Source organism: Accumulibacter sp. (assembly GCF_029255145.1).
Classification (GTDB): domain Bacteria; phylum Pseudomonadota; class Gammaproteobacteria; order Burkholderiales; family Rhodocyclaceae; genus Accumulibacter.
This window is the reverse complement of record NZ_JAPUVQ010000092.1, coordinates 16,831-39,674: the sequence shown is the minus strand read 5'-3', so window position 1 is coordinate 39,674 and position 22,844 is coordinate 16,831. Positions and strand designations below refer to the sequence as shown.

The window sequence follows — 22,844 nt, the reverse complement described above, 5'->3', positions numbered from 1 at the left end:
TGTCCTGGCAACAACGAGTCCGCCGGCAAGCGCAAGACCGGACGGATACGAAAAGGCAACCCCTGGGTCCGACGCCTGCTTTGCCAGTTCGCGCACGCGGCCAGTCGGACACGATGTGCTTTCAAGTCTAAGTTCGAGGCACTTCGCTTGCGACGAGGGCATAAGCGCGCCATCGTCGCCATCGCTCACAAGATTCTCAAAACGGTCTTCCTGTTGATCAGCCGACAGACGCACTACCGGGACTCGGCGACCGACTTCGAAGCCATATCTGTTGCACGCAACGCCCCTCGCTGGTTGAAGATGCTCAAGAAGCACGGCTTTATCCCCGCTGCCGCCTGAGCCTCTCTTCCTGCCTGTTGCGCTCAATGGCATCAAGTGCCAGAGATTCGCTCGCCTTCAGGAGGGTGTTCTTTCACGGTAATCCAGACTCCCCGGCCCGAGCCTTTCGAGGTTGAAACGATGGCCTCATCCCACACTGAAACCGGGAAGGCGATCCCGGCGGCAACGTGGGATGAAGGCTCTACCGATAGCGAAGCGGCGGCGTCCGCCGAGGCTCTTCGGGGCCATACAGATTGGATGAAGCGCGCCGTCAGGCCCGGGAGAGCGGCGAACGTAACCCCCGTCGTCGGTCGGCGCGTACTTCAGCGAATCAGTCGGGCGAATAAACGAGCTCGACCCGACGCATTTTTTTTCGGCAGCGAGGTGTCTTGCAGGCACTGGGCATCTTCTCGCTGCCGACGCTGTAGCGGTGAATCTGCACCGGGGGAACCCGGTACGAGCGCAGCACCTCGCGTACCGCGGCAACCCGCTGTTCGGCGATGGCGACGTTGTAGCTGCGGCTCCCCAGGTCGTCGGTGTAGCCGATCAGGGTCACCGATTTTCCGGGATTGGCCTTGAGATACGCGGCGTGCTGCTGCAGTTTGGCCTTCTCGCGGGTACTCACCGTTACGCCACCGAGAGGGAAGTAGATATTGTCTTCCTCGCGGTTGGCGGCGATCACCTTTTCCTCGAGCGCCGACGGCGTGTCCTCGCTGACCACCACCGCCGGCGCAGCGACCTGGCTGTCGGGCGGAAAGTGATCCTCAGGCGAAGGCCAGACGGCGCAGCCAGCGAGGGACACGGCGATGACCAACAGGCATTCGTAACGGGGAGCAGAGATCAGCATCAAGCTCGCCCTCAACGCGGCTGCTGGGGCATGAAGCCCTGCGCCAGCTGCTGGTACAGCTCCGGACTGATGCGCGAGCTGACAGCGTTGGCAATCAATGCGACGGCCATCAGGCTGATCACCATGCCGTGCCCATCGATCATTTCCATGACGATGATCGCGGCGGTTATCGGCGATTGGGTCACCGCCGCCAGGAAGCCGGCCATGCACAGAGCGGTGATCGGAATCGCGTTCACGGCGAAGCCGAGGATCTCGCAGGTGCTGGCTCCCAGAGCGGCACCGACGGCCAGCGATGGCGCGAAAATGCCGCCGGGGATGCCGGAGAAATAGGTCACCAGGGTCGCCACGTAGCGGGTCACGGGAGCGTGCCAGGGTGCCGACAAGGCGTCGCCGGAAACCAGCACCGAGGTCACCGTGTAGCCACTGCCGTAGGACAGGCCGCCGCCCATCCAGCCGACCAGCGCCACGACCAGGCCGCAGCAGCCGGCGAAGCGGACCGGATTCGCGGCGCGCCACTGCCACAGGACGAAGTCCGGGTGTTTTTGCGGCCACAGCAGCAGGCGGCTGAAAATCCCGCCAAGAGTTCCGCAGAGCATCCCATAGACCAGGACCGGGACGACGATCTCGCTGAATTCGGAAACCTTCATCCGCCCGAAATGGTTGTAGTTACCCTCCACGGCGATCGCCACCAGGCCCGAAAGGATGATCGTGCTGACCAGAATGCCGGTTGTCTTGGCCTCCAGACGCTTGCCCAATTCTTCGACCGCGAAGACGATGCCGGCCAGCGGCGTGTTGAACGCGGCGGCGATACCCGCGGCGCCGCCCGCCAGCAGCAGGTCGGCCGGGGCAATGGCCCGCGAGTGCGGCAGCAGGCGATGGGCAAAATGCAGGATCGACGCCGCGACCTGCGCCGACGGACCTTCCCGGCCGGCCGAGAAGCCACCGAGCAGAGCGAGGCAGCCGACGCCGATCTTGCCAACGGCGATGCGCAGGGAAACCAGGTGGCCGACAGGCTCGCCGCGCGCCGCCAGGCGAGTCGCCGCGATCACTTGGGGAATGCCGCTGCCTTGGGCTCCGGGGAAGAAGCGCCGCGTCAGCCAGACCGCCGACATTCCGGCCAGCGGTGTCAAGACGAACGGGACCCAGGGGAATGGCAGCCCGGGGTGGGTATTGGCCAGTTCGAAAAAAGTGTGCAGCGCGAGGTCGGCGAGTTTGGTGAACGCGACCACCGCCAGCCCGGCACAAGCGGCTGCCCCCCACAGGGTCAACCGGGTGCGCCATCTGAAGGCGCTGAGCCTGCCGCGAAAAAGGTTCATTGGACTCCGATCGGTTTCGTTGACCGCCGACACGCGGCGAGCGATTCGAACTGCACTTGGGCGACGGGCAATGGCCCGTCCCAGAAAACCTGCAGACCGGCGCCAGCGCCGCGGCGGGCAGCGAATTCGCAGGACGAGCGAATCCGCACAGGCGGTCCAGTCTAACACCGGGCGCCAGCATCGAGAGCAAACTGTGCCGCTGGAAACCGCTGACGCCGGGGCATCCAGACCTTTGTCGCGGGCCCGGCAAGTGCGACCGGCACCGTAGACACTGGCGTTCAGCGCGGTTGTCCGCGATCAAAGGCGCGGAAAGACGCCGGCGCGTCGGCCAGGAGCCGGAAAACCCGGGTATATTGCATCTTCGGCCGGGAACGCGCCGGGCGAGCGGTAGCCCGTGGCAGGCAGGTTGTATAGTCACCGCATCTGGCTGCCGGGACATCGATTGATCGCTGTCGTCTGGCCCTGCATGGCGGACCTGACGGCTGGCTGGCCAGCGGGTGGTGGCCCGGTGGCAGACTGGCATATTGAAAGGAGACCCCCGATGAGCTGGCGACCACTACGGATTGGCCTTTCCGCACGCATCTATCACCCGCAGGCCGGGGCGACGGGTTTGCAGTCGAAGTCGCTGCACTATCTCGAACAGTCCGTTGCCCACTGGGCCATGTCGCGCGACGTGATGGTCTTCATGATTCCGGCGGTCAGCGGCGATGGCATCGTCAATCGCAGCAGCATTCGGCTCTCGGACTACCCGCAATATCTGGACGGACTGATTCTGCAAGGCGGCGCCGACATCAATCCACAGAGCTATGGCGAGGAAGCGCTGCACCCTGACTGGGCGGGGGACATGGTGCGCGACGCCTACGAGATGGAACTGCTGCACGAATTCATGGAGGCCGGAAAGGCCGTCCTGGGCATTTGCCGTGGCGCCCAGCTGATCAATGTCGCGCTCGGCGGTACCCTGTATCAGGATATCGCGACTCAGATCGAGACCGCGACGACGCACGTCCACCCCACTTACGACCGGCACAGTCATGCGGTCGAATGGGCGAAGGACTCCGGCCTGGCGAAGCTCTACCCCGGGATGACCGGCGGGCAGGTGGTATCGATTCACCACCAGGCGATCAAGTCGCTGGGGCGCGGCTTGCAGGCCGAAGCGCGCAGCGACGATGGCGTGATCGAGGCCGTTCGCCTGCAGGGGAAACCGTACGTCCTGGGCCTGCAATGGCACCCCGAGTTCCACGTCCCCGGCAGTCCGAACCTGCTGGACAGTGCGCCGCTGCTCGAGGAGTTCCTCAACGCCGCACGCGGGCGACGTTGGTGAACAAGCAGGCGGCGAGGGCACCGGAACCCGCCGCCGTGCTCGCCTGGCATTGCTCTTCGCGCTCAGGCTGCTGCTTCCGAAGCCAGCAGGGCGATCGGAAAAGCCGACAGCAGGTCGCCGACGGCGAGCTCGCTGGCTGGCGAGTGGCTTTCGCCGCTGAGGACATTGCGCCAACGGCCGGCAAGCAGGCCGTCGGGCAGCTCCAGCACGGTATCGGTCCACACCTCGGAGCCCAGCGGCAGCACCTGACGGTCGCCCAGCAGACGCGCTGGCAGCAGCGGCACCAGGGTGATCACGGTGCGCTCGCCGTGTCGCCGCGCGTAGGCGCAGACGTGCGCCGCCTGCGCGCCGCTGACTTTCAACGGCAGGTAGTCACCGATCTCGAACACTTCCGGCCAGCGCGCGCGCAGCGCCAGACTCTGCCAGACGGTGTAGAGCTTGATCCGGCCATCGCCGATCCCGGTGAGCAGCGGCAGCAGGCGTTGTGTCCATTGCTCGGGCGGCGCATCGACCATCGCCTGGACTTCGGCTAGCGAACGGCTGCGCTGGGCGTAGTCCACCGGCCGCCGGTTGTCCGGGTCGACCAGGTTGAACTGCCACAACTCGCAGCCCTGATAGATATCCGGCACTCCCGGTGAGGTAAGCTTGATCAGCGCCTGGCCGAGCGCGTTGAGCAGGCCGTGATGGATGATCGTCTGGACCAGGGGGACGAAGTCGGCCAGGAACAGGTTTTTGTCGCCCGGCGCCAGCAAGGCCCGGACAAAACCGCTGACCGCGCCCTCGTATTCGGTATTGACGTGGATCCAGCTGCTGTGCTCCTTGCCTTCGCGCAGCGCCTTGATCATGTAGGCGTCGATGCGCTCCCGGTAGGCGGCGAGCGCTTCGTCGTCCGGCGAGTTCAGCGGCCAGGTGCCGATCAGGGTCTGGTAGAGCAGGTACTCGTCGTTGCGCGACGGTGCGTCGACGCCGTCGAGCAGGCGCTTGCGGCCGCGGTTCAGCCGGCGCCAGCGCTTGAGCATCAACTTCCACGCCGCCGGGATCTCGGAGAGCACGTTGAGACGCGCGCGCATGTCCTCGGATCGCTTGCTGTCGTGCGTCGAGGTGGCGAGCATGTTGTGCGGCCAGCGGAGCGCCCGGGCGCGCGTCGCGGCGTGAAAAGCCGCCACCGAAATGCCGAAGCGCCGCGGCTCGCCGCCGACGTCGTTGAGCGAAGTCAGACGGTGGTAACGGTAGAAGGCGGTGTCCTCGACGCCCTTGGCCATCACCGGTGACGAGACCTGCTGGAACTTCATCGCGAAAGCCTGCAAGGGTTCGCGAAACGACGCACTGCGGCCACGCGCCAGATCGGTGGTCAGCACGCCCTCGATGAAGTCGTAGATGCCGGTATCGGCGACCGGGCTGCGCTTTTTGGCGACCGCGACGGCCCAGGCGATGTGCCGCCGATCATCGGCGGACAACTCGCCGTAGGCGACGTAGGTACGATAGATCGGGAAGCAGGCCACCACTTCCACCAGCGCTTCGCGCAGGCCGTTGAGGGTGAAGTCGCAGGTGTCCCGGCTGGCGGCCGCAACGCGCGCCAGGCGATTGGCAAGAACGGTGAACTCGCTCGACAGCGCGGTGTGCATGATCAACTTCTTGGCCTCGTAGGCGAGCTCTTCGAAGTCGCTGTCGACGCCGGTGAAGTCACGATAGATGCGCGTCATCCGCCGCTCGGCGGAGGTATCCACGAACAGGTTGTTGACTAGGTTGGCGAAGCGGTAGCCGGTGGCGCCGTGGATCGGCCAGTCGTCGGGCAGGCGCTCGTGGTCGGCGAGGATCTTCTCGATCACCAGGTACAGCGGCAAGGGTTCGCCCGCGGCCAGCGGCCGGCCAGCGGCCGCTTGCTGCAGCTGGCGGAAATAGCCGCCCGGATCGTAGAGTCCATCGGGATGGTCGATGCGCAGCCCGTCGATCTTGCCCTGGGCGACCAGGTCGAGAATGAAGCGGTGCGTGGCCTCGAACACCGCCGGGTCTTCCATGCGCAGAGCGGCGAGGTCGTTGATGTCGAAAAAGCGCCGATAGTTGATCTCGTCGGACGCCACACGCCAGTACGCCAGGCGGTAGCCCTGGACCTGGATCAAGTCGTGCAGCAGGTCAAAGCTGGCGGGATGGCCGGGGCGGCCGTTGAATTCGTCCAGATTGTCGGCGAGATGGTTGGCGATGTCGGGACACGCTTCGCTCAGCGCCGCCAGGTGGCGCTTGTGCACCTCCTTGTCGCGCTGGCGCTCGGCCATCCGTGCCGGCTTGGCCGCGGTGCGGGCGGGCAGGTGGCCGAAGGCGGTGAGCAGCGTCTCCAGTTCGCCGTAGCGCTCGTGGCTTTCGCCGAGTACCGCCGCCAGGCGCTCGCGGCGGTGACCGACGATGCGTGGATAGCTTGCCGGGTCCACCGGCAAGCGGTGCTGGTAGTAGAGGATGCTGAATTCGCCGCGTGCCGCATCGTACTCCAGCCGCAGTTCGCCGCGGTTGAGCACCTGCCCATAGTGATCGCCGAGCAGGGGCAGGAGCACCTTGCCCTTGAGGTCCGGGTTGAGCGGCTCCCAGTCGATGTCGAAGAAGGCGCCCCAGGCCGAGGCGGGTCCATTTTCGAGGACGTCCAGCCACCAGGCGTTGTCGGCACCCATGACGCCCATGTGATTGGGGACGACGTCAATCACCTGGCCCAGGCCGTTGGCCTTGAGCGCGGCGTCGAACTCCTGGTAGTCATGCGGCGTGCCGATTTCCGGGTTGAGCGTCGCGTGGTCGACGATATCGTAGCCGTGTGTGCTGCCCGGTCGTGCGGTAAGGTACGGCGAGGCGTAGCAATGACTGACACCGAGCGCGGCGAGGTAGGGCGCCAGCGCGCCGGCCTGCGCGAAAGTGAAGTCGCGGTTGAACTGCAGCCGGTAAGTCGCGCGCGGGATGACCGCCAGTCGCGACGGCGGCAGAACTTCGGCGGGCGGCGCGACGGCGGTGCCGCGTTCGTTGATCAGCACCTCGCCGACGCCGGCGAAGCGGCCGTCGTCGGGCCAGTCCTCGAGGTCCAGCGGCAGGCGCTGGCGCCAGTTGGGGTGCTGGTCGTCGCTGCTTCCCGGCAGGTTGGCCTGCCCGATCACGCCGAGAATGTCTTCGGGCTGAACGACCAGCAGCTGCGCCGGTGTTCTCGCCAGAAAAGCGTGGATGCCGACGCTGAGCGGCCGAGTGATCTCCGGTACCGAGAAGGGGTGCAGGCTGAGGTTCTCCGGCAACAGTTGCTCGTGCTTCAGAGCCATCAGGAAGCGGGCGCGGTCCTGGGCGCGGTCGACGATCGCCTGCTCGTGCTGCGCTGGCGACGGATAGAGTTGCAGTGCCGCGCGGGTGTCGATGTCGTGCCCCGTCCAGAAGCCGTGCAGTGTCGGCAGGTCGTGCGTACTCACCGCAACCAGCGCCTGCCGCGGATAGCTGGCTGGTGGCTTGAAGTTCCCGTCGTCACTGCGCTCGAAGAGAAATGGCCGGTAGCTGAGTACGCCGGCGGTCGCCAGTCGCGGCCTGAAGCCGTCGGGAACGGTGCCCAGGTCCTCACCGATCACCATGCAGCGGTTGCGCTGGCTCTCAAGCGCGACGATGCCCAGCAGGTCCTCGAATGGATAGCTGACGTACGCTCCCTGTGCCGCCGGCAGGCCGACGGGGACCCAGAACAGGCGCAGCAGCCCCATCACGTGGTCGATGCGCAGCGCGCCGCAGTGCCGCATGTTCGCGCGCAGGACGGCGATTAACGGCGCATAGGCTGCTTCCCGCAACTGCTGCGGGACCAGCGGCGGCAGCCCCCAGTCCTGACCGGCAGGATTGAATTCGTCGGGCGGTGCGCCGACGCAGGCGCCGCGGGCGAAAGCGTTCTGCCACGCCCAGGCCTCCGATCCGCCGGGATTCACGCCGACCGCCAGGTCCTGGTACAGGCCGACGCCCAGGCCGCGGCGCGATGACTGCTGCCCGAGCGCGGTGAGCTGTTCGTCGGCCAGCCACTGCAGCCAGGCGTAGTACGCGACGAGGTCGGCGTTCTCGTTGGCGAACGCCAGCACCGCTGGCGCCTGTGGATGGTGGTAGGCCGCGGGCCACGCCGGCCAGCCCCAGACGCTGGCGTCGTCTCGCCGGAAGCGTTCCTGCAGGGCCTCGAAGCGCGCATGCCACTCCAGCGCCCGGCCGCCTTCACTGCGGAACAGGCGAAAGGCGCGCGCGCGAGGACTGTCGCTGGCCAGATGCTGCTCGCGGAAGTGACGATAGACGATCGCCAGCGCTTCGCGCTTGACGGCGCACACCTCGTCGTAGGCCACCTGCTCGGCTGCGCGCAATCGCCGCAGCCTCCCCTGAAAGCGTTCCGAGGCCACCAGGTTCCGTGCCGCCTCGCATTCGCCGAATTCGGGGATGGCCTCGACGTCGAGGTACAGCGGGTTGACGAAACAGCGGCTGGACGGGCTGTAGGGACTGATCCGCGTCGGGTCGTCCGGGAACAGGGCGTGCAGCGGATTGACCCCGATCACCCCGCCACCGGCTTCGGCCGAGAGGTCGATCAGGGTGCGCAGGTCGCCGAAGTCGCCGATTCCCCAATTGCGCCGCGAGCGCAGCCCGTAGAGTTGCACCGTCGGCCCCCAGACGCGTCCCTCGCCTTGCACGGCGTCGGGCTGAAAGCAACCCGGCGGGCTGACGATCAGCGTCATGGCTACCTGCGCCATGGCGTCGCGGCCGATCTGTTCGACTTCCAGCCGGCAGTAACCGGGTTCGGAGAGCGCGGGCAGGCGCAGTTCGCCACGCACGAAATCGACCTTGCCCAGGCGCTGGGCGGCAAGCCGTGGCAACTGCTCCACCGCGAACTCGCCGGTGGTGACGGCGCCGTCTTCCTCGGTCAGGATCCAGCGGTGCTGCTGGTTGGCAAGTGCCGCCGGCAGCGACACCGGAACCGCCGGTTCGCCGCCGGCGGGGAACACCATTACCGGCGGTAGCGGGCGGCGCCACTCGCGCTCCTCGATTTCCCGCAGCAGTTCTGCCGGGTCGGCGTCGGCAGGAAAATGCATCGCCGCCAGGAGCGCGCTCAGGGTGCGCGCCGAAGTCGCGTGCGGCTTGCCCCAGACGTCGGCGTATTCGGCGGCGATGCCGCAGCGGCTGGCGAGTTGCGCCAGTGCCTCCAGGCTGTCGTTGTTAGTGGCGGCGGTCATCGACTGTCTCCGGGTTGCAGGTGCCAGCGCACCGACCACGCCGGCAGGCGGCCGCGGGCCAGGGTCGTGGCATCGAGGTTGGCGGTGGCAAACAGCAGTTGGCCGGGCGGCGGCGTGGCGTCGACCGGGTCGTCGCCGAGATTGGCGAGCAGCGCCAGCAGACTGCCGTCACCAAGGCGCCAGGTGATGGCCAGCGTCCGCGCCGACGGCATCGCCAGGCGCGGATCGCCGTTATCCATGCCGGCCAGACGTGGCACGATCCATTGATGCCGGAGCAGCAGCAATTGCCGGTGCAATTCGAGCACGGCGCGGTGTGGCGCGCGCTCGATGGCGCTCCAGTCGAGAGCGCAGGTCTCGAAGGTGGCCGAGGCATTCGGGTCGGGAATGCTCTCGCGCACCGCCGGGTCGGCGAAACGGGCAAAGCGCGAGAACTCGCGCCGGCGCCCTTCGGTCACCGCCTGCGCCAGTTCCGGGCCGAAGTCGCAGAAGAACAGGAAGGGCTGCGCGGCCGCGAACTCCTCGCCCATGAACAGCAGCGGTGGCTGCGGCGCCAGCAGCAGCACCGCGGTGACGGCTTCCATCGCCAGCGGCGACGCGAGGTGGCAAAGGCGCTCGCCGAACGCTCGGTTGCCGATCTGGTCATGGTTCTGCAGAAAGTTGATGAAGGCAGCGGGCGGCAGGTGGGCGCTCGCTTCGCCGCGCCGCTCGCCGTGCGCGAAGGTCGACGCTTCGCCCTGATAGGCGAAGCCCTCGGTCAGGCAGCGGCCGAGCAGCCGCGCCGGGTCGTCGGCATAGTCCACGTAGTAGCCGTCGCTCTCGCCGGTGGCCAGCACATGGAAGGCATGGTGGATGTCGTCGTTCCACTGCGCGGTGCCGTGCAGCAGGCGGCCGAAGTCATCGCGGGTCAGGTAGCGCGCCTGATTGCGCTCGTTCTCGAGGACCATGTGCACGTGTCGCGCGCGGCCCGGAACCGACTTGAAGGCTGCCGCCAGTTCCTCGATGATGTCTGGCGTGCTGTCGTCGCAGATGGCGTGGATGGCGTCCAGACGCAGGCCGTCGAGGTGGAACTCCTCCAGCCAGTAGAGGACGTTGTGGACGAAGAAGTCACGCACCACCCGACTGCCTTCGCCGTCGAAGTTGATCGCCGCACCCCACGGCGTGGCGTGGCGCGGATTGAAGAAGTCGGGGGCGTAGGCGTGCAGATAGTTGCCTTCGGGCCCGAAGTGGTTATAGACCACGTCGAGCAGGACCATCAGCCCGCGCTGGTGCGCGGCGTCGATCAGCCGCTTGAAGTCTTCCGGCCGGCCGTAGGCAGCATCCGGCGCGAACGGCAGGACGCCGTCGTAACCCCAGTTGCAGCGTCCGGGGAAGTCGGCCAGCGGCATGATCTCGATCGCGGTGACCCCGAGCTCGACCAGGTAGTCGAGCCGCTCGATGGCGCCGGCAAAGTCGCCGCTGGCCGTGAAGCTGCCAAGGTGCAGTTCGTAGATCACCGCTTCGTGCCAGGGTCGGCCGCGCCAGTCGCCATCGGACCAGTCAAAGGCAGTCGGCGCGACAATCTCGGAAGCGCCGTGGATGTCGTCCGGGTTGAAGCGCGACACCGGGTCCGGAACCAGCAGGCCGTCGGGCAGGCGAAAGAGGTAGCGGCTGCCGGCTTGCGCCGAGGCCACGGTCAGTTCGAACCAGCCGCCGTCGGCAGCGGTCATCGGCAGTTCCTGGTCGCCGTCGAGTTGCAGGGTGATGGTCGCGACGCCGGGCGCCCAGAGACGAAAGCGGACGCCGCCGCCGTGCACGGCTTCAGCGCCGAAGGGCATGCTGTGCTGGCGCTTCATGCTTGCTTCCTCTGGATCAGGAGAGCCAGTGAGCGGCTCTCCAGGGGGTAGCTGTCGCCGCCCTGGAAGCTGCGCTCAGGCCCCAGCCCGTTGTCGCCATGGGTGTCGAGGACGCCGTGCCAATCGTCACCGGCCGGCAGTTCGGGCAGGCGGAATTCGATGCTCTCGTGGTGGCTGTTGAACAGCAGCAGGAAGTTGTCGTCGTGCACCGGCTGGCCGCGGCGGTCGTTTTCGGCCATCGCCTGGCCGTCGAGATAGACGCCAAGGCAGCGCGCGAACTCGTGCGCCCACTCGCGCTCGGTCATTTCGCTGCCGTCGGGCTTGAGCCAGTGGATGTCCTTGGTCGTCGATCCCTTGACGGCGCGGCCCTCGAAGAAGTTGCGACGGCGAAAGAGGGGGTGCTCGCGGCGCAGGGCGACGACCCGCTGGACAAAGGCGAGGAAATCGCTGTCGGACTCGGAGAGATCCCAGCTAACCCAGCTGATCTCGTTGTCCTGGCAGTAGGCATTGTTGTTGCCGCCCTGCGTGCGGCCCATCTCGTCGCCGGCGAGCAGCATCGGCACGCCCTGCGAGAAGAGCAGCGTCGCCAGCAGGTTGCGCTTCTGCCGGACGCGCAGTTCATTGACCCCGGCGTCGTCGGTCGGCCCCTCGGCGCCGCAGTTCCACGAGTTGTTGTTGTCGGTGCCGTCGCGGTTGTCCTCGCCGTTGGCTTCGTTGTGTTTGCCGTTGTAGCTGACCAGGTCGTGCAGCGTGAAACCGTCGTGCGCGGTGACGAAGTTGACGCTGGCGTAGGGCTTGCGGCCGCTGTGCTGGTAGAAATCGCTGGAGCCGGTCAGGCGGCGCGCGAAATCGCCGATCACGCCGCCGTCACCGCGCCAGTAGGCGCGCATGGTGTCGCGGTAGTGGTCGTTCCACTCGCCCCAGCCGGCAGGAAAGTTGCCGACCTGATAGCCGCCCTCGCCGAGGTCCCACGGCTCGGCGATCAGCTTGACCTGCGACAGGACCGGATCCTGCAGCAGGATGTCGAAGAAGGCGCCGAGCCGGTCGACGGCGTGCAGCTCGCGCGCCAGCGACGAGGCGAGGTCGAAGCGGAAGCCATCGACGTGCATCTCCAGCACCCAGTAGCGCAGCGAGTCCATGATCAGCTGCAGCATGCGCGGCTGTTGCAGGTTGAGCGTGTTGCCGCAGCCGGTGTAGTCCATGTAGTAACGCGGCTCGTCGCCGACCAGCCGGTAATACGAGGCGTTATCGACGCCACGGAAAGACAGCGTCGGGCCGAGGTGGTTACCCTCGGCGGTGTGGTTGTAGACCACGTCGAGGATCACTTCGATGCCGTGCGAGTGGAAGGTCTTGACCATCGTCTTGAACTCGCTGACCACCCCGGTCGAACTGTAGCGGTGGTCGGGGGCGAAGAAGCCGATCGAGTTGTAGCCCCAGTAGTTGTTCAGTCCGCGGTCGATCAGGTGGCGGTCATTGATGAAGGCATGCACCGGCATCAGCTCGACCGAGGTGACGCCAAGGCGTTTGAGATGGTCGATCACCGGCGCCGTCGCCAGCCCGGCGTAGGTTCCGCGCAGCGCCGGCGCGACCTCGGGATGCTTCATCGTGAAGCCGCGCACGTGCATCTCGTAGATCACCATGTCCGACCAGGGAATGTTCGGCGCGCGATCGTTGCCCCAGGTGAAGGCCGGGTCGATGACCCGGCACTTGGGCATCCCGGCGTGGTTGTCGCGACGGTCGAAGGAGAGATCCTGCTTGCGGTTGCCGATCTTGTAACTGAAATGCGCGTCGCTCCAGCGCACCTGCCCGACAATGTCTTTCGCATAGGGCTCGATGAGCAGCTTGTGGCCGTTGAAGCGGTGGCCGCGGGCCGGGTCGTAGGGCCCGTAGACACGGTAGCCGTAGAGCAGGCCGGGGCGCGCTTCAGGCAGGTAGCAGTGCCAGATCAGGTCGGTCCGCTCGTGCAGCTCGACGCGCTGCACCTCCTTCTTTCCCGTTGGGTCGAAGAGGCATAGTTCGACGCGCTCGGCGTGTTCCGAAAAGATGGCGAAGTTGACTCCTTCGCCGTCCCAGGTGGCGCCACGTGGGGCAGGGGCACCGGGCCAGACGGCGGTGACGGGAAGGTTCATGGGCGGCCTCCTAGATCTGGTAGCGGGTGACGTCAGGGACGTCCTGGCCCTTGGCCAGGACGACCACACCGCCGTCGCTGACGGTATAGCGGGCGCGGTCGGCTGCGGCATCGAAGCCGATCCGCGTGTTCGGTTCGATCACGTTGTAACGGTCGACGATCACCCGCTTGAGGCGCGAACCGCGGCGGATGACGGTGTAGTCCATGATCAGGCAGTCTTGGATTTCGACGTCATCTTCGACGATTACCTCGCGGCGGAGCATCGAGTTGCTGATCCGCGCGTGCCTGATCAGCGAACCGGCGGCGATGGTGCTGTTCGTGATGTCGCCGCGGAGGATGCGCGGCGATGGCCCCTGGTACGAGCTCGAGTTGATGAACCACTGCGGGTTGAAGAGGTTGAATCGCGGTCGCTCGCCGAGGACGTCGAAGTGCGCGTCGTAGTAGGCGTCGATGGTACCCAGGTCGCGCCAGTACGCCTGCTCTTCGTAACCGGCAACGCCAGGAACGTGGTTGTCGCCGAAATTGTACGCCAGCACCTTGTGGCTCTTGATCAGCCGCGGCAGGATGTGGTGGCCGAAATCGTGCTCGTCGTTCTCGTTGGCCTCGCGCAAGGCAGCCAGCAGGACATCGGTGTCGAACAGGTAGTTGCCCATCGAGCCGTAGGCGCGCGTCGGGTCGCTGGGCATCGGCGGCGGGTTTGCCGGCTTTTCCAGGAAGCCGCGGATGCGACTCCGGTCGTCGGCATCGATGACCCCGAAGGCGTTGGCCTCCGCCAGCGGCACCGGAATCGCCGCCACCGAAACGTGCGCCGAGTTCTGGCGGTGGAAATCGATCATCTGCCGCACGTCCATGCGGTAGATGTGATCCGCTCCGAAAACGGCGACGATGTCGGGCGAATGGCGTTCGATCAGGTTGATGTTCTGGAAGACGGCGTCGGAGGTTCCCTGGAACCACTCCGGACCCTCGCGCATCTGCGGCGGCACGACGGTGACGAAACGGCCGGTGTAGGGGGTCGAACTGCTCCAGGCCTTGGCGACGTGCTCGATCAGCGACTGCGACTTGTACTGCACCATCATGTAGATGCCGTGGATCTGCGAGTTCACCAGATTGCTGAGGACGAAGTCGGCGATGCGGTAGCGGCCGCCGAAGGGAACCGCGGGCTTGGACCGCTCCGCGGTCAGCGGATGCAGCCGGGAACCCTGGCCGCCGGCCAGGACCATGGCGAGTACTTTCACGATTTTTTCTCCTGTCTTGGTTGGCTTAGATGAAGCCTTGCTGCTCGCGTTCTGCCGCCTGGCCGTCCAGCGTCCGGAGCAGACTGAAGAGCGGAATCGGCAGCCAGTCGGGCCGGTTGCCCATTTCGTAGCGCAGTTCGTAGAGCGCCTTGTCGATCACGAAGAACTCGATCAGGCGCTCGGCGGCGCCAGGCGCCTCCGGCCACACCGGGCAGCCTTGGATGGCCTTGCGGTAGCCGTCGAGGAAGGCCGCGCTCACCTGTTCTTCCCAGGCCTCGACCAGCGGCCCGACGCGGCGGCGGTCGGTAGAGCGTTCGGCGGTGACGCGATTGGTGGCTACCGCCGCGGCGTAGCTGAACGAACGCAGCATGCCCGCCACGTCGCGCAGCGCTGAATGCTTCTCGCGACGCTCTTCCATCGGACGCGCCGGTTCGCCTTCGAAGTCGATGATCACGAAATCGTTGTCCACCCGCAGCACCTGGCCGAGGTGATAGTCGCCGTGGTAGCGCGTCTTGGCCGCGGCAATGCCGGCCAGCGCCTGCGGCGAGATGCGGTCGAGCAGCACCGGCCGGAGCGACGACAGGCGGTCACTGGCGGTACGCACCTCGTCGGGAAGGGTGTCGCGACGCTTTTCGAGTTCGTCGAAAGTGGCGACCGCCTCGGCCTGGAGCGCGCTCGACCAGTTGGCGAGATCGGCTGGCGTGATCGGTTCGCGCTCGAAGACGGCGTTGCCGGTGGACACCGCGAAGGCCTGGTGCAGTTCGCCGGTTCGGCGGCCGAGCAACTCGATCAGCGAGAGGAAGTAGGCGTGTGGGGTGCCGGTACGGTCGTCGGACGGCAACTCGGGTTCGCCCAGGAAGCGTTCGAGGTAGTCGACGGCGAAGTTCCAGCTGTCACCCTGGTTTGCGGTATAGCCCTGAAGCAGCGCCAGGGTGGTCGTCTGTCCGTCGGCACGGCGGTACTCGACCGATCCGACGACCGGCGCGACATGCGCGTAGGGCGACTGGTCGGTCAGGAAGCGTCCGACCTCGACCTCGGGGTTGATCCCTGGCTGCAGGCGGCGATAGCCCTTGAGGAACAGCTGCTCCCCGAAGTACACCGCGGTGTTGCTCTGTTCGAGCGCCGGATGACGCACCGGTGCGTCGAGACCGGCGGCCAGTGTGGCGAATGCCGGCGAGGCGTGGAACTCCAGTCGTCCCCGGCCAAAGGGGATGGCGGCATTCTTGCCGATCCCCTCGGCCAGCGCGCGGCAGAATCCGTCGGCGCCGTATGCCCCGTAGAGCAGTCCCGTGCGGTCTTTTTGTCGTACCCTCGCCAGCGCCCAGGAGGCCAGAACGGCTCGCTGTTCCTCGGTCGTTTCGTCGTCCCAGCAGATCGCCAGCGGCAGCGAGTAGACCTGTGGTTCCAGGTCGGCGCAATGGACCTCGATGATCGTCATCAGCCAGCTGCCGTGGTCGGTTTCCCAGGGCGCCTGTTCGAGGATCCGGATCGTCTCGATGGCGTGGCCCTTGGCGGCAAACCAGCGCTTGGTCGTCAGATACGGCGCCAGCACCTTGTGCTGCAACTGCTCGCGGGTGGCCGCGGCGATCGCGCGGCGGACGGTGGTGGCGCTGGTCTTGCCGCCCGAAAAGGTCATCCAGCCCTCGGTGAGCACCAGCATCGGCAGCTCCGGCCGCGCCAAGCGCTCTTCGTGCCAGTACGGCACCTCGACGTCGGTCGCCAGCCGGAAGCAGTAGGTGCCGTGGCCGGCCAGGGTCAGCAGGTATGGCAGGTCGCCGATCGGCGGAAACGCCGAGCGTCCGAGCAGTTCGACCGGCACCCGGGTCTTGAACGCCGCCAGGTCGAGTTCCACGGGCTGCGCGTTGCGCGAGAGATTGACCACGCAGAGCAGGGTCTCGTCCTGGTATTCACGGACGTAGGCGAGGATCTTGCGGTTGCCGGGTTCGAGGAAGCGGATGCTGCCGCGGCCGAAGGCCTTGTAGTTCTTGCGTACCGCGATCAGGCGCTTGTTCCAGTGCAGCAGCGACGACGAGTTGCGCGCCTGCGCCTCGACGTTGACCGCCTCGAAGCCGTAGATCGGATCCATGTTCGGCGGCAGGTAGAGCCGCTGCGGGTCGGCCCTGGAAAAGCCGGCGTTGCGGTCCGGGCTCCATTGCATCGGCGTGCGCACGCCGTTGCGGTCGCCAAGATAGATGTTGTCGCCCATGCCGATTTCGTCGCCGTAGTAGAGCACCGGCGATCCCGGCAGGGTCAGGATCAGGAAGGTCACCAACTCGATCTTGTGGCGGTTGTTGTCCATCAGCGGCGCCAGGCGGCGGCGGATGCCGACGTTCACCCGCATCCGCGGGTCGGACGCGTACGTCTGGTACATGTAGTCGCGTTCGCGCTGGGTGACCATTTCCAGCGTCAGCTCGTCGTGGTTGCGCAGGAAGATCGCCCACTGGCAGTTGTCGGGGATCTCCGGCGTCTGGTTCATGATCTCGATGATCGGATGACGCTCCTCCTGGGCGACGGCCATGAAGATCCGTGGCATCACCGGGAAGTTGTAGGCCATGTGGCACTCGTCGCCTTCGCCGAAGTACTCGCGCACGTCTTCCGGCCACATGTTGGCCTCGGCGAGCAGCATGCGGTTCTGGTAGCGCGAGTCGATCACCGCGCGAATCTGCTTGATGACCTCGTGCGTCTCGGGCACGTTTTCGTTGTTCGTTCCCTCGCGAACGCAGAGGTAGGGGATGGCGTCCAGGCGCAGGCCATCGACGCCCAGGTCAAGCCAGAAGCGCATGATGCGGATCACCGCTTTGACGACTTCCGGGTTGTTGTGGTTGAGGTCCGGCTGGTGCGAGAAGAAACGGTGCCAGTAGTAGGCGCCAGCGACCTCGTCCCAGGCCCAGTTCGACTTCTCGGTGTCGGTGAAGATGATCCGCGTTTCCGGAAACTTCTTGTCGGTATCCGACCACACGTAGAAATCGCGCTTCTTCGACCCGGCCGGGGCTCGCCTTGCCGCCTGAAACCAGGGATGCTGGTCGGAAGTGTGGTTGATGACCAGCTCGGTGATCACCCGCAGCCCGCGGCGGTGCGCTTCGCGGATGAAAACGCGCGCGTCGTTGCGGTTGCCGTAGTCGGGGCTGACGTTGCGGTAGTCGGAAATGTCGTAGCCGTCATCGCGCATCGGCGACGGATAGAAGGGCAGCAGCCAGAGCGTGTTGACGCCGAGATCCTGGATGTAATCGAGTTTCTCGGTCAGCCCCCTGAAATCGCCGATGCCGTCATCGCCGCTGTCCTTGAATGCCTTGACGTGCAGTTCGTAGATAATCGCATCCTTGTACCACAGGGGGTCGTTTTCCCAGGTCAGCTCGGCCGCAGCCGCGGCTTGATGTAGCGAATCGGTGGCCTTGTGCATCATTTCCTCCATTCAAAGGAAGTAGTCGAAGTTGTTTTCTCGGGATGTCGGGGAAAGCGGTCGTCGAAAAGCTGTGCAGGTGGATGGCCGGCGGCCTGCTGCCGGCGTGTTTCCCAGGCCGTGACGGCCGCATCGGCCGGTCGCCAGGCAGCCACCGGGAACGCGTCGGTGTTCAGCACGGCAGTTGCTTTTCCGGTACCGGCTTCAGCACCAGCACCGCCAACGGCGGCAGGGTCAGCGACAGCGAATGGAAATGACCATGCGCGCTAAACGGCCGCGCTTCGACCCGGCCCCCGTTGCCCATGCCGCTGCCGCCGTAGTCGAGTGCGTCGCTGTTCAGGATCTCCTCCCACTGGCCACCCCGCGGCGCGCCGACGTTGTAGTCGTGGCGCGGTAGCGGTGTGAAGTTGCAGAGCACCAGCACCGCATCGTCGCGGTGCCTGCCGTAGCGCAGGAAGCTGATCACGCTTTCTTCCCAGTTGGTGCAGTCGACCCAGGCGAAGCCATCGGCGGCGAAGTCTCTCTCGTGCAGCGCCTTCTGCGCACGATAGACGCGGTTGAGGTCGGCGACCCAGGACTGCACGCCGTGGTGCAAAGGATACTGGAGGACATGCCATTCGAGGCTTTCCTCGTGTTGCCACTCGCGCCGCTGGCCCAGCTCGCCGCCCATGAACAGCAGCTTCTTGCCGGGGTGCGTCCACATCAGTCCGTAGAGCAGGCGCAGGTTGGCGAACTGCTGCCATTCGTCGCCCGGCATCTTGCCGATCAGCGCGCCCTTGCCGTGCACCACCTCGTCGTGCGACAGCGGCAGGACGAAGTTCTCGGTAAAAGCGTACCAGACGCCGAAGGTGAGCCTGTCGTGCTGGTACTTGCGAAACAGCGGCGGCTGCTGGAAATACTTCAGGGTGTCGTTCATCCAGCCCATGTTCCACTTCATGCCGAAACCCAGGCCACCCATGTAGGTGGGGCGTGAAACCATCGGCCAGGCGGTGGACTCCTCGGCCATCGTCTGGACGTCGGGATGGTCGCGATAAACGGCTTCGTTGAGGCTGCGCAGGAAACTCATCGACTCCAGATTTTCGCGTCCGCCATGCTTGTTGGCGATCCACTCGCCCTCCTCGCGCCCGTAGTCTAGGTACAGCATCGACGCCACGGCATCGACCCGCAGGCCGTCGATGTGGTACCTGTCGAGCCAGAACAGGGCGCTGGACATCAGGAAGCCGCGTACTTCGTTGCGGCCGAGGTTGAAGATCGAACTTTTCCAGTCCGGGTGGAAACCCTGCCGCGGGTCCTCGTGCTCGTAGAGGCAGGTGCCGTCGAAGTTGGCCAGGCCATGGCCGTCGGCCGGAAAGTGCGAGGGCACCCAGTCGAGGATCACCGCGATCCCGGCCTGATGCAGGGTGTCGATCAGGAACATGAAGTCCTGCGGCGAGCCGTAGCGCGCCGTCGGCGCGAAGTAGCCGGTGGTCTGGTAGCCCCACGAGCCGTAGAACGGATGCTCCATGACCGGCAGCAGTTCGACGTGCGTGAAGCCCATCTGCTGGACGTAGGCTGCCAGTTGCGGCGCGATCTCCCGGTAGCTGAGCCAGCGGTCTCCGTCTTCGGGGACGCGCCGCCAGGAACCGAGGTGCACCTCGTAGATCGACAGCGGCGCGTTCAGCGCATTGGCCGCGCGACTATTGGCCATCCAGTCGTCGTCGGCCCAGGTGTAGTCGAGGGTGCACAGGCGTGAAGCGCTGCGCGGCGGCTCTTCCGACTGGCGGGCGAAGGGATCGGCCTTTTCCTGCTCGCCGCCGGCGCTGCGGATGTGGAACTTGTAGCCGTCGCCGAACGCCGGTCCGGCCAGGAAGCCTTCCCAGATCCCGGAACCATCGACGCGGCGATGCAGGGCATGCCGGCCGGCCTGCCAGTGGTTGAAGTCGCCGACCACCGACACCTGCTCGGCATTCGGCGCCCAGACGGCGAACTGGAAGCCTGCCTGGCCGTCCTTCTCGGTGGCCTGCGCGCCGAAGCGATCGTAGAGGCGGCCGTGGCTGCCCTCGCGGAAAAGGTAGATATCGTGATCGCTGAGCAGGCTATGGGTCTGTACGGGATTCATCAAGTTCATTGCGTTCCTCCGGTTTGCTGCGTGGCGCCCTGCACGGCGAGCTGCAGAGGCGGGCTCGACCCGTCCTTGCCCTGGCCGGGATAGACGGTGAGGTGCGGGAAAGGAATCTCGATGCCGGCGGCGTCGAAAGCGCACTTGAGGCGACGCAGGTACTCGCGGCGCACGCCCCACTGCTCGATCGCAGCAACCTTGAATCGGCAGCGCAGAATCACCGCCGAATCGGCCCAGGAATCGACGCCGACGATTTCGATGTCGTCGATGATCTTCGCTCCGAAAAGCGGATCGGCGCGCAACTCGGCGCCGACCTGACGCATCACCTCGAGCGCCTGATCGACGTTCTCGCGGTAGGCGACGCCAGCGTCCACTACCGCGAAGGCGAAGCCGCGGGTCTTGTTGGTTACCGTGGTGATGCTGCCGTTGGGGACAAAGTGCACGTGTCCGTCGTAGTCGCGCATGCGCACGTAACGCAGGGTGATCTCCTCGACCAGTCCGCCCTTGCCGCCGGCTTCGACGACATCGCCCTGGCGAATCTGGTTTTCGAGCAGCAGAAAGAAGCCCGAAAAGTAGTCCTTGACCAGGCTCTGCGCACCAAAGCCGACGGCCAGGCCGACGACGCCGGCGGCGCCGAGAATCGGCGCCACGGAAACGCCGACTTCGGCAAGCACCAGGATGCCGGTGACCAGCGAAATGAGCACCGAGGCAGCGTAGCGGAAGACGCGGCCCAGAGTGGCGACCCGTTTCACCTCCTCGCCATCGTCGATGTTGCGACTGATATAAATGCGGAAGCTGGCGATCAGCTTGTGCGAGAAATTCACGGCGATCCACGCCATGACGATGATCAGCGCAATGCGCAGCGTCGACGCGGCGGCCGGCGAGAGCTGTTGGCCGAAGGAAAGCAGTTGGTCAAGCATCGGTTTGTCTATTCCCATCTGGAGGTCGAACGGTGGGCCAAAAAAACCCCTTGTATTAAACGTTGAAGACTAATAGTATTGCACACAAATATTTGGCAAGCAACCTGAGGACTGGCGTGATGACGAACCGAGCTAAGCTGGGCAACGAAGGCGAGGCGCCGCAAAAGGCCTCCGGGAATCGGAACGATGCGGCCGCGCCGGTTCGGGAACAAGCGGATGAAACCTTTGGCACGCTGCTGCAGCTGGTGCGTGCGGTTCAGACCGGCATGCAGAACATCGATGACACACATGGGTTGAGCGGCTCGCAGCTCTGGGCCCTGTGGCAGATCTCGGCGCAACCGGGCCTGCGCGTCTCGGGGTTGGCGAAGGCGCTGCAGATCAAGCCGTCGACCGCCAGCAATCTGCTCGACAAGCTCGAACTGCGCCAGCTGGTGCGCCGGGAAAGACGCGACGCCGACAACCGGGTGGTCTGTATCTGGCTTACGGAACAGGGCGTCGGCCTGGTCAAGGACATCCCCGGCCCGCTGCAGGGCCGGCTGCGCAGCGCACTGGAGGCCATGCCGGCGGCCACTCTGACGAGCTTGCAACAGGGAATGACCACGCTGCTGCAGCTGATGGGCCCGTCGGGGCGTCTTAACGTCGCAAGCGCAAAAAGCTGAAAGACCGGCGTTCAGCCGGTGCAACGACATGGCCGACATGCGGCAGGCGTCGGCAGCCCCGCCGCCACCCCCCGCTGCGAGGCGGCGCGCAGCCTGGCTACGGCAGTTCGTCCAGCCCGACCATCGCCAGGTGGTCTGTCACTCCCCACGCTTCGAGGCGCCAGCGATTGCCGTCGGCGCACACCCAGTTGATCGCCGCGTTGGGAATCAGGAAGTCGCGCGGCGCGCGCAGCGAGGTGCCACGCACCACCCGGTTGACGATATCGAGGACGCCGCCGTGCGTCACCACGACCACGCTCTGGCCGCGATGATCCTCGACAACTCGCTGCAGGCCGGCGCAGACTCGCTGGTGCAGCTGTCGCAGGCTCTCGCCACCGTAGGGAATGACGAAATCCGGCTCGCGCCCTTCGAACACCTGGTAGACGTCCGGGTACCTGGTGCGCGACTGGGAGTAGGTCAGCCCTTCGAAAAGGCCGTAGCGCCGCTCGCGAAATTCCGGTCGCAGGATCGGCGCCAGATGCAGCGCGCGGCCGACGCGCTCGGCAGTCTGCCGGGCGCGCAGCAGGTCGCTGCTATACAGCGCGGCCATCGTCGAATTCCCGGACAACCACGCGGCCGCGGCTTCGGCTTGTGCCTGGCCGGCCGTGTTCAGACCGACGTCGATGTTTCCCTGGATACGCTTTTCGGCGTTCCACGACGTTTCGCCGTGACGCACGAGGCAGATGCGGGTGGTTTTCACTATTTTCGCTCGACAGTTGCGGTCTGCGGCACCGGCTGAAAGTGGCCGCTCCGCCTCTGCCGGCGTCCTGAGCGGACCGATCCCCGGCCAGGCAAGCAGGGCAACGCTGCACCCGCCGGCTCCGAAAGAGCGGATTCTAAGGCATTTCCGGTCACCGCTCCCGGTCCCGGCCAACGCCGTCCAACGCCGCCCATCTGGCATCGCCGGCAACGGCGCCGGCCGCGGATTGCTGCAGCGCAACTTTAACAGGCGCCTGCTATTGCCTATAGTGATCTATCCGTCGCGGCGGGCCTTGCGGCGTCATTCAACAGGATCATCGATCAGAGAACGGAGGAGACGTCATGCAGAAGTCTTTGCACATCGATCCGGGCAAGTGCACCGGCTGCTTGCAGTGTGAAATGGCCTGCTCGTACGAGCACACCGGGTTATTCAACCCGTCGCGATCGCTGATCAAGGTTTTCGACTTCCACCACGAGGGACGCAAGGTTCCCTATACCTGCACCCAGTGCGCCGAAGCCTGGTGCCTGAACGCCTGCCCGGTCGATGCGATCAGGATTGACGCCGCAACCGGCGCCAAGGTCGTCGTCGATGCGGTCTGCGTCGGCTGCAAGGTATGTACGATTGCCTGCCCGTTCGGGACGGTCAACTACAGCCACGATACCGGCAAGGTCCAGAAGTGCGACCTCTGCGGCGGCGATCCGGCGTGTGCCTCGGCTTGCCCGACCAGCGCCATCACCTACATCGACGCGGACTGGACGGGCCTTGAGCGGATGCGTCAGTGGGCGCAGAAAACCGACAACGCGGCACGGGTTTGAGGAGAGACGATC

Annotated in this window: 15 protein-coding genes; 4 read left to right on the top strand and 11 right to left on the bottom strand. The window is 65.8% G+C overall.

Annotated elements, in window-relative coordinates; all coding sequences use genetic code 11:
* The coding region (locus tag Q1L50_RS09025; protein WP_300337707.1) for a transposase at nt 1-339 on the top strand (339 nt) is incomplete at its 5' end.
* Between the two features lie 310 nt (nt 340-649).
* On the opposite strand, the gene Q1L50_RS09020 is transcribed toward Q1L50_RS09025, so the two are convergent.
* Both Q1L50_RS09020 and Q1L50_RS09015 read right to left on the bottom strand, forming a co-directional pair.
* A complete protein-coding gene (locus Q1L50_RS09020; RefSeq protein WP_300337705.1) occupies nt 650-1,165 on the bottom strand; it encodes an OmpA family protein in 516 nt (171 codons plus the stop codon).
* A gap of 11 nt (nt 1,166-1,176) precedes the next feature.
* The gene (locus tag Q1L50_RS09015) at nt 1,177-2,481 is read right to left on the bottom strand and encodes a chloride channel protein (protein WP_300337704.1); all 1,305 of its coding nucleotides are present in this window, start codon (nt 2,479-2,481) and stop codon (nt 1,177-1,179) included.
* A gap of 541 nt (nt 2,482-3,022) precedes the next feature.
* On the opposite strand from Q1L50_RS09015, the gene Q1L50_RS09010 reads away from it, so the two are divergent.
* Nucleotides 3,023-3,802, top strand: coding sequence for a type 1 glutamine amidotransferase (locus tag Q1L50_RS09010; protein ID WP_300337702.1), 780 nt, complete (start codon nt 3,023-3,025; stop codon nt 3,800-3,802).
* Nucleotides 3,803-3,864: 62 nt separating this feature from the next.
* On the opposite strand, the gene Q1L50_RS09005 is transcribed toward Q1L50_RS09010, so the two are convergent.
* Genes Q1L50_RS09005 through Q1L50_RS08970 form a run of 8 tightly spaced genes read right to left on the bottom strand, consistent with a single transcriptional unit; the run spans nt 3,865 to nt 20,619 of the window.
* The gene (locus tag Q1L50_RS09005) at nt 3,865-9,006 is read right to left on the bottom strand and encodes a malto-oligosyltrehalose synthase (protein WP_300337700.1); all 5,142 of its coding nucleotides are present in this window, start codon (nt 9,004-9,006) and stop codon (nt 3,865-3,867) included.
* On the bottom strand, nt 9,003-10,838 hold the full coding sequence (gene treZ, locus Q1L50_RS09000) for a malto-oligosyltrehalose trehalohydrolase (RefSeq protein WP_300337698.1): 1,836 nt from the start codon (nt 10,836-10,838) through the stop codon (nt 9,003-9,005). The genes Q1L50_RS09005 and treZ overlap by 4 nt, the downstream gene beginning before the upstream one ends.
* Nucleotides 10,835-12,967 carry a glycogen debranching protein GlgX gene (glgX, locus tag Q1L50_RS08995; protein ID WP_300337696.1) on the bottom strand — a complete coding sequence of 711 codons (2,133 nt, stop codon included), beginning with the start codon at nt 12,965-12,967 and terminating at the stop codon, nt 10,835-10,837. The genes treZ and glgX overlap by 4 nt, the downstream gene beginning before the upstream one ends.
* A gap of 10 nt (nt 12,968-12,977) precedes the next feature.
* The gene (locus Q1L50_RS08990; RefSeq protein ID WP_300337694.1) at nt 12,978-14,201 is read right to left on the bottom strand and encodes a glucose-1-phosphate adenylyltransferase; all 1,224 of its coding nucleotides are present in this window, start codon (nt 14,199-14,201) and stop codon (nt 12,978-12,980) included.
* A 25-nt stretch (nt 14,202-14,226) separates the two neighbouring features.
* Nucleotides 14,227-17,601 carry a maltose alpha-D-glucosyltransferase gene (gene treS / locus Q1L50_RS08985; RefSeq protein ID WP_300337692.1) on the bottom strand — a complete coding sequence of 1,125 codons (3,375 nt, stop codon included), beginning with the start codon at nt 17,599-17,601 and terminating at the stop codon, nt 14,227-14,229.
* Nucleotides 17,601-17,780: a hypothetical protein gene (locus Q1L50_RS08980; RefSeq protein WP_300337690.1), complete on the bottom strand. Its 180-nt coding sequence runs from the start codon at nt 17,778-17,780 to the stop codon at nt 17,601-17,603. Before Q1L50_RS08980 ends, treS begins: the two co-directional genes overlap by 1 nt.
* Nucleotides 17,774-19,699 (bottom strand): 1,4-alpha-glucan branching protein GlgB, encoded by a 1,926-nt coding sequence (gene glgB, locus Q1L50_RS08975; protein WP_300337710.1) that lies wholly within the window; start codon nt 19,697-19,699, stop codon nt 17,774-17,776. Before glgB ends, Q1L50_RS08980 begins: the two co-directional genes overlap by 7 nt.
* Before the next feature lie 5 nt (nt 19,700-19,704).
* Entirely contained in the window at nt 19,705-20,619 is a 915-nt protein-coding gene (locus Q1L50_RS08970; RefSeq protein ID WP_300337688.1) for a mechanosensitive ion channel family protein, read from the bottom strand.
* Nucleotides 20,620-20,711: 92 nt separating this feature from the next.
* Here Q1L50_RS08970 and Q1L50_RS08965 point away from each other — a divergent pair, with 92 nt between their 5' ends.
* Nucleotides 20,712-21,278: a MarR family transcriptional regulator gene (locus Q1L50_RS08965; protein ID WP_300337686.1), complete on the top strand. Its 567-nt coding sequence runs from the start codon at nt 20,712-20,714 to the stop codon at nt 21,276-21,278.
* Between the two features lie 97 nt (nt 21,279-21,375).
* On the opposite strand, the gene Q1L50_RS08960 is transcribed toward Q1L50_RS08965, so the two are convergent.
* On the bottom strand, nt 21,376-22,017 hold the full coding sequence (locus Q1L50_RS08960) for a histidine phosphatase family protein (protein ID WP_300337685.1): 642 nt from the start codon (nt 22,015-22,017) through the stop codon (nt 21,376-21,378).
* A gap of 341 nt (nt 22,018-22,358) precedes the next feature.
* On the opposite strand from Q1L50_RS08960, the gene Q1L50_RS08955 reads away from it, so the two are divergent.
* Nucleotides 22,359-22,832 (top strand): 4Fe-4S dicluster domain-containing protein, encoded by a 474-nt coding sequence (locus tag Q1L50_RS08955; protein WP_300337683.1) that lies wholly within the window; start codon nt 22,359-22,361, stop codon nt 22,830-22,832.
* The last annotated feature ends 12 nt before the right edge of the window (nt 22,833-22,844 follow it).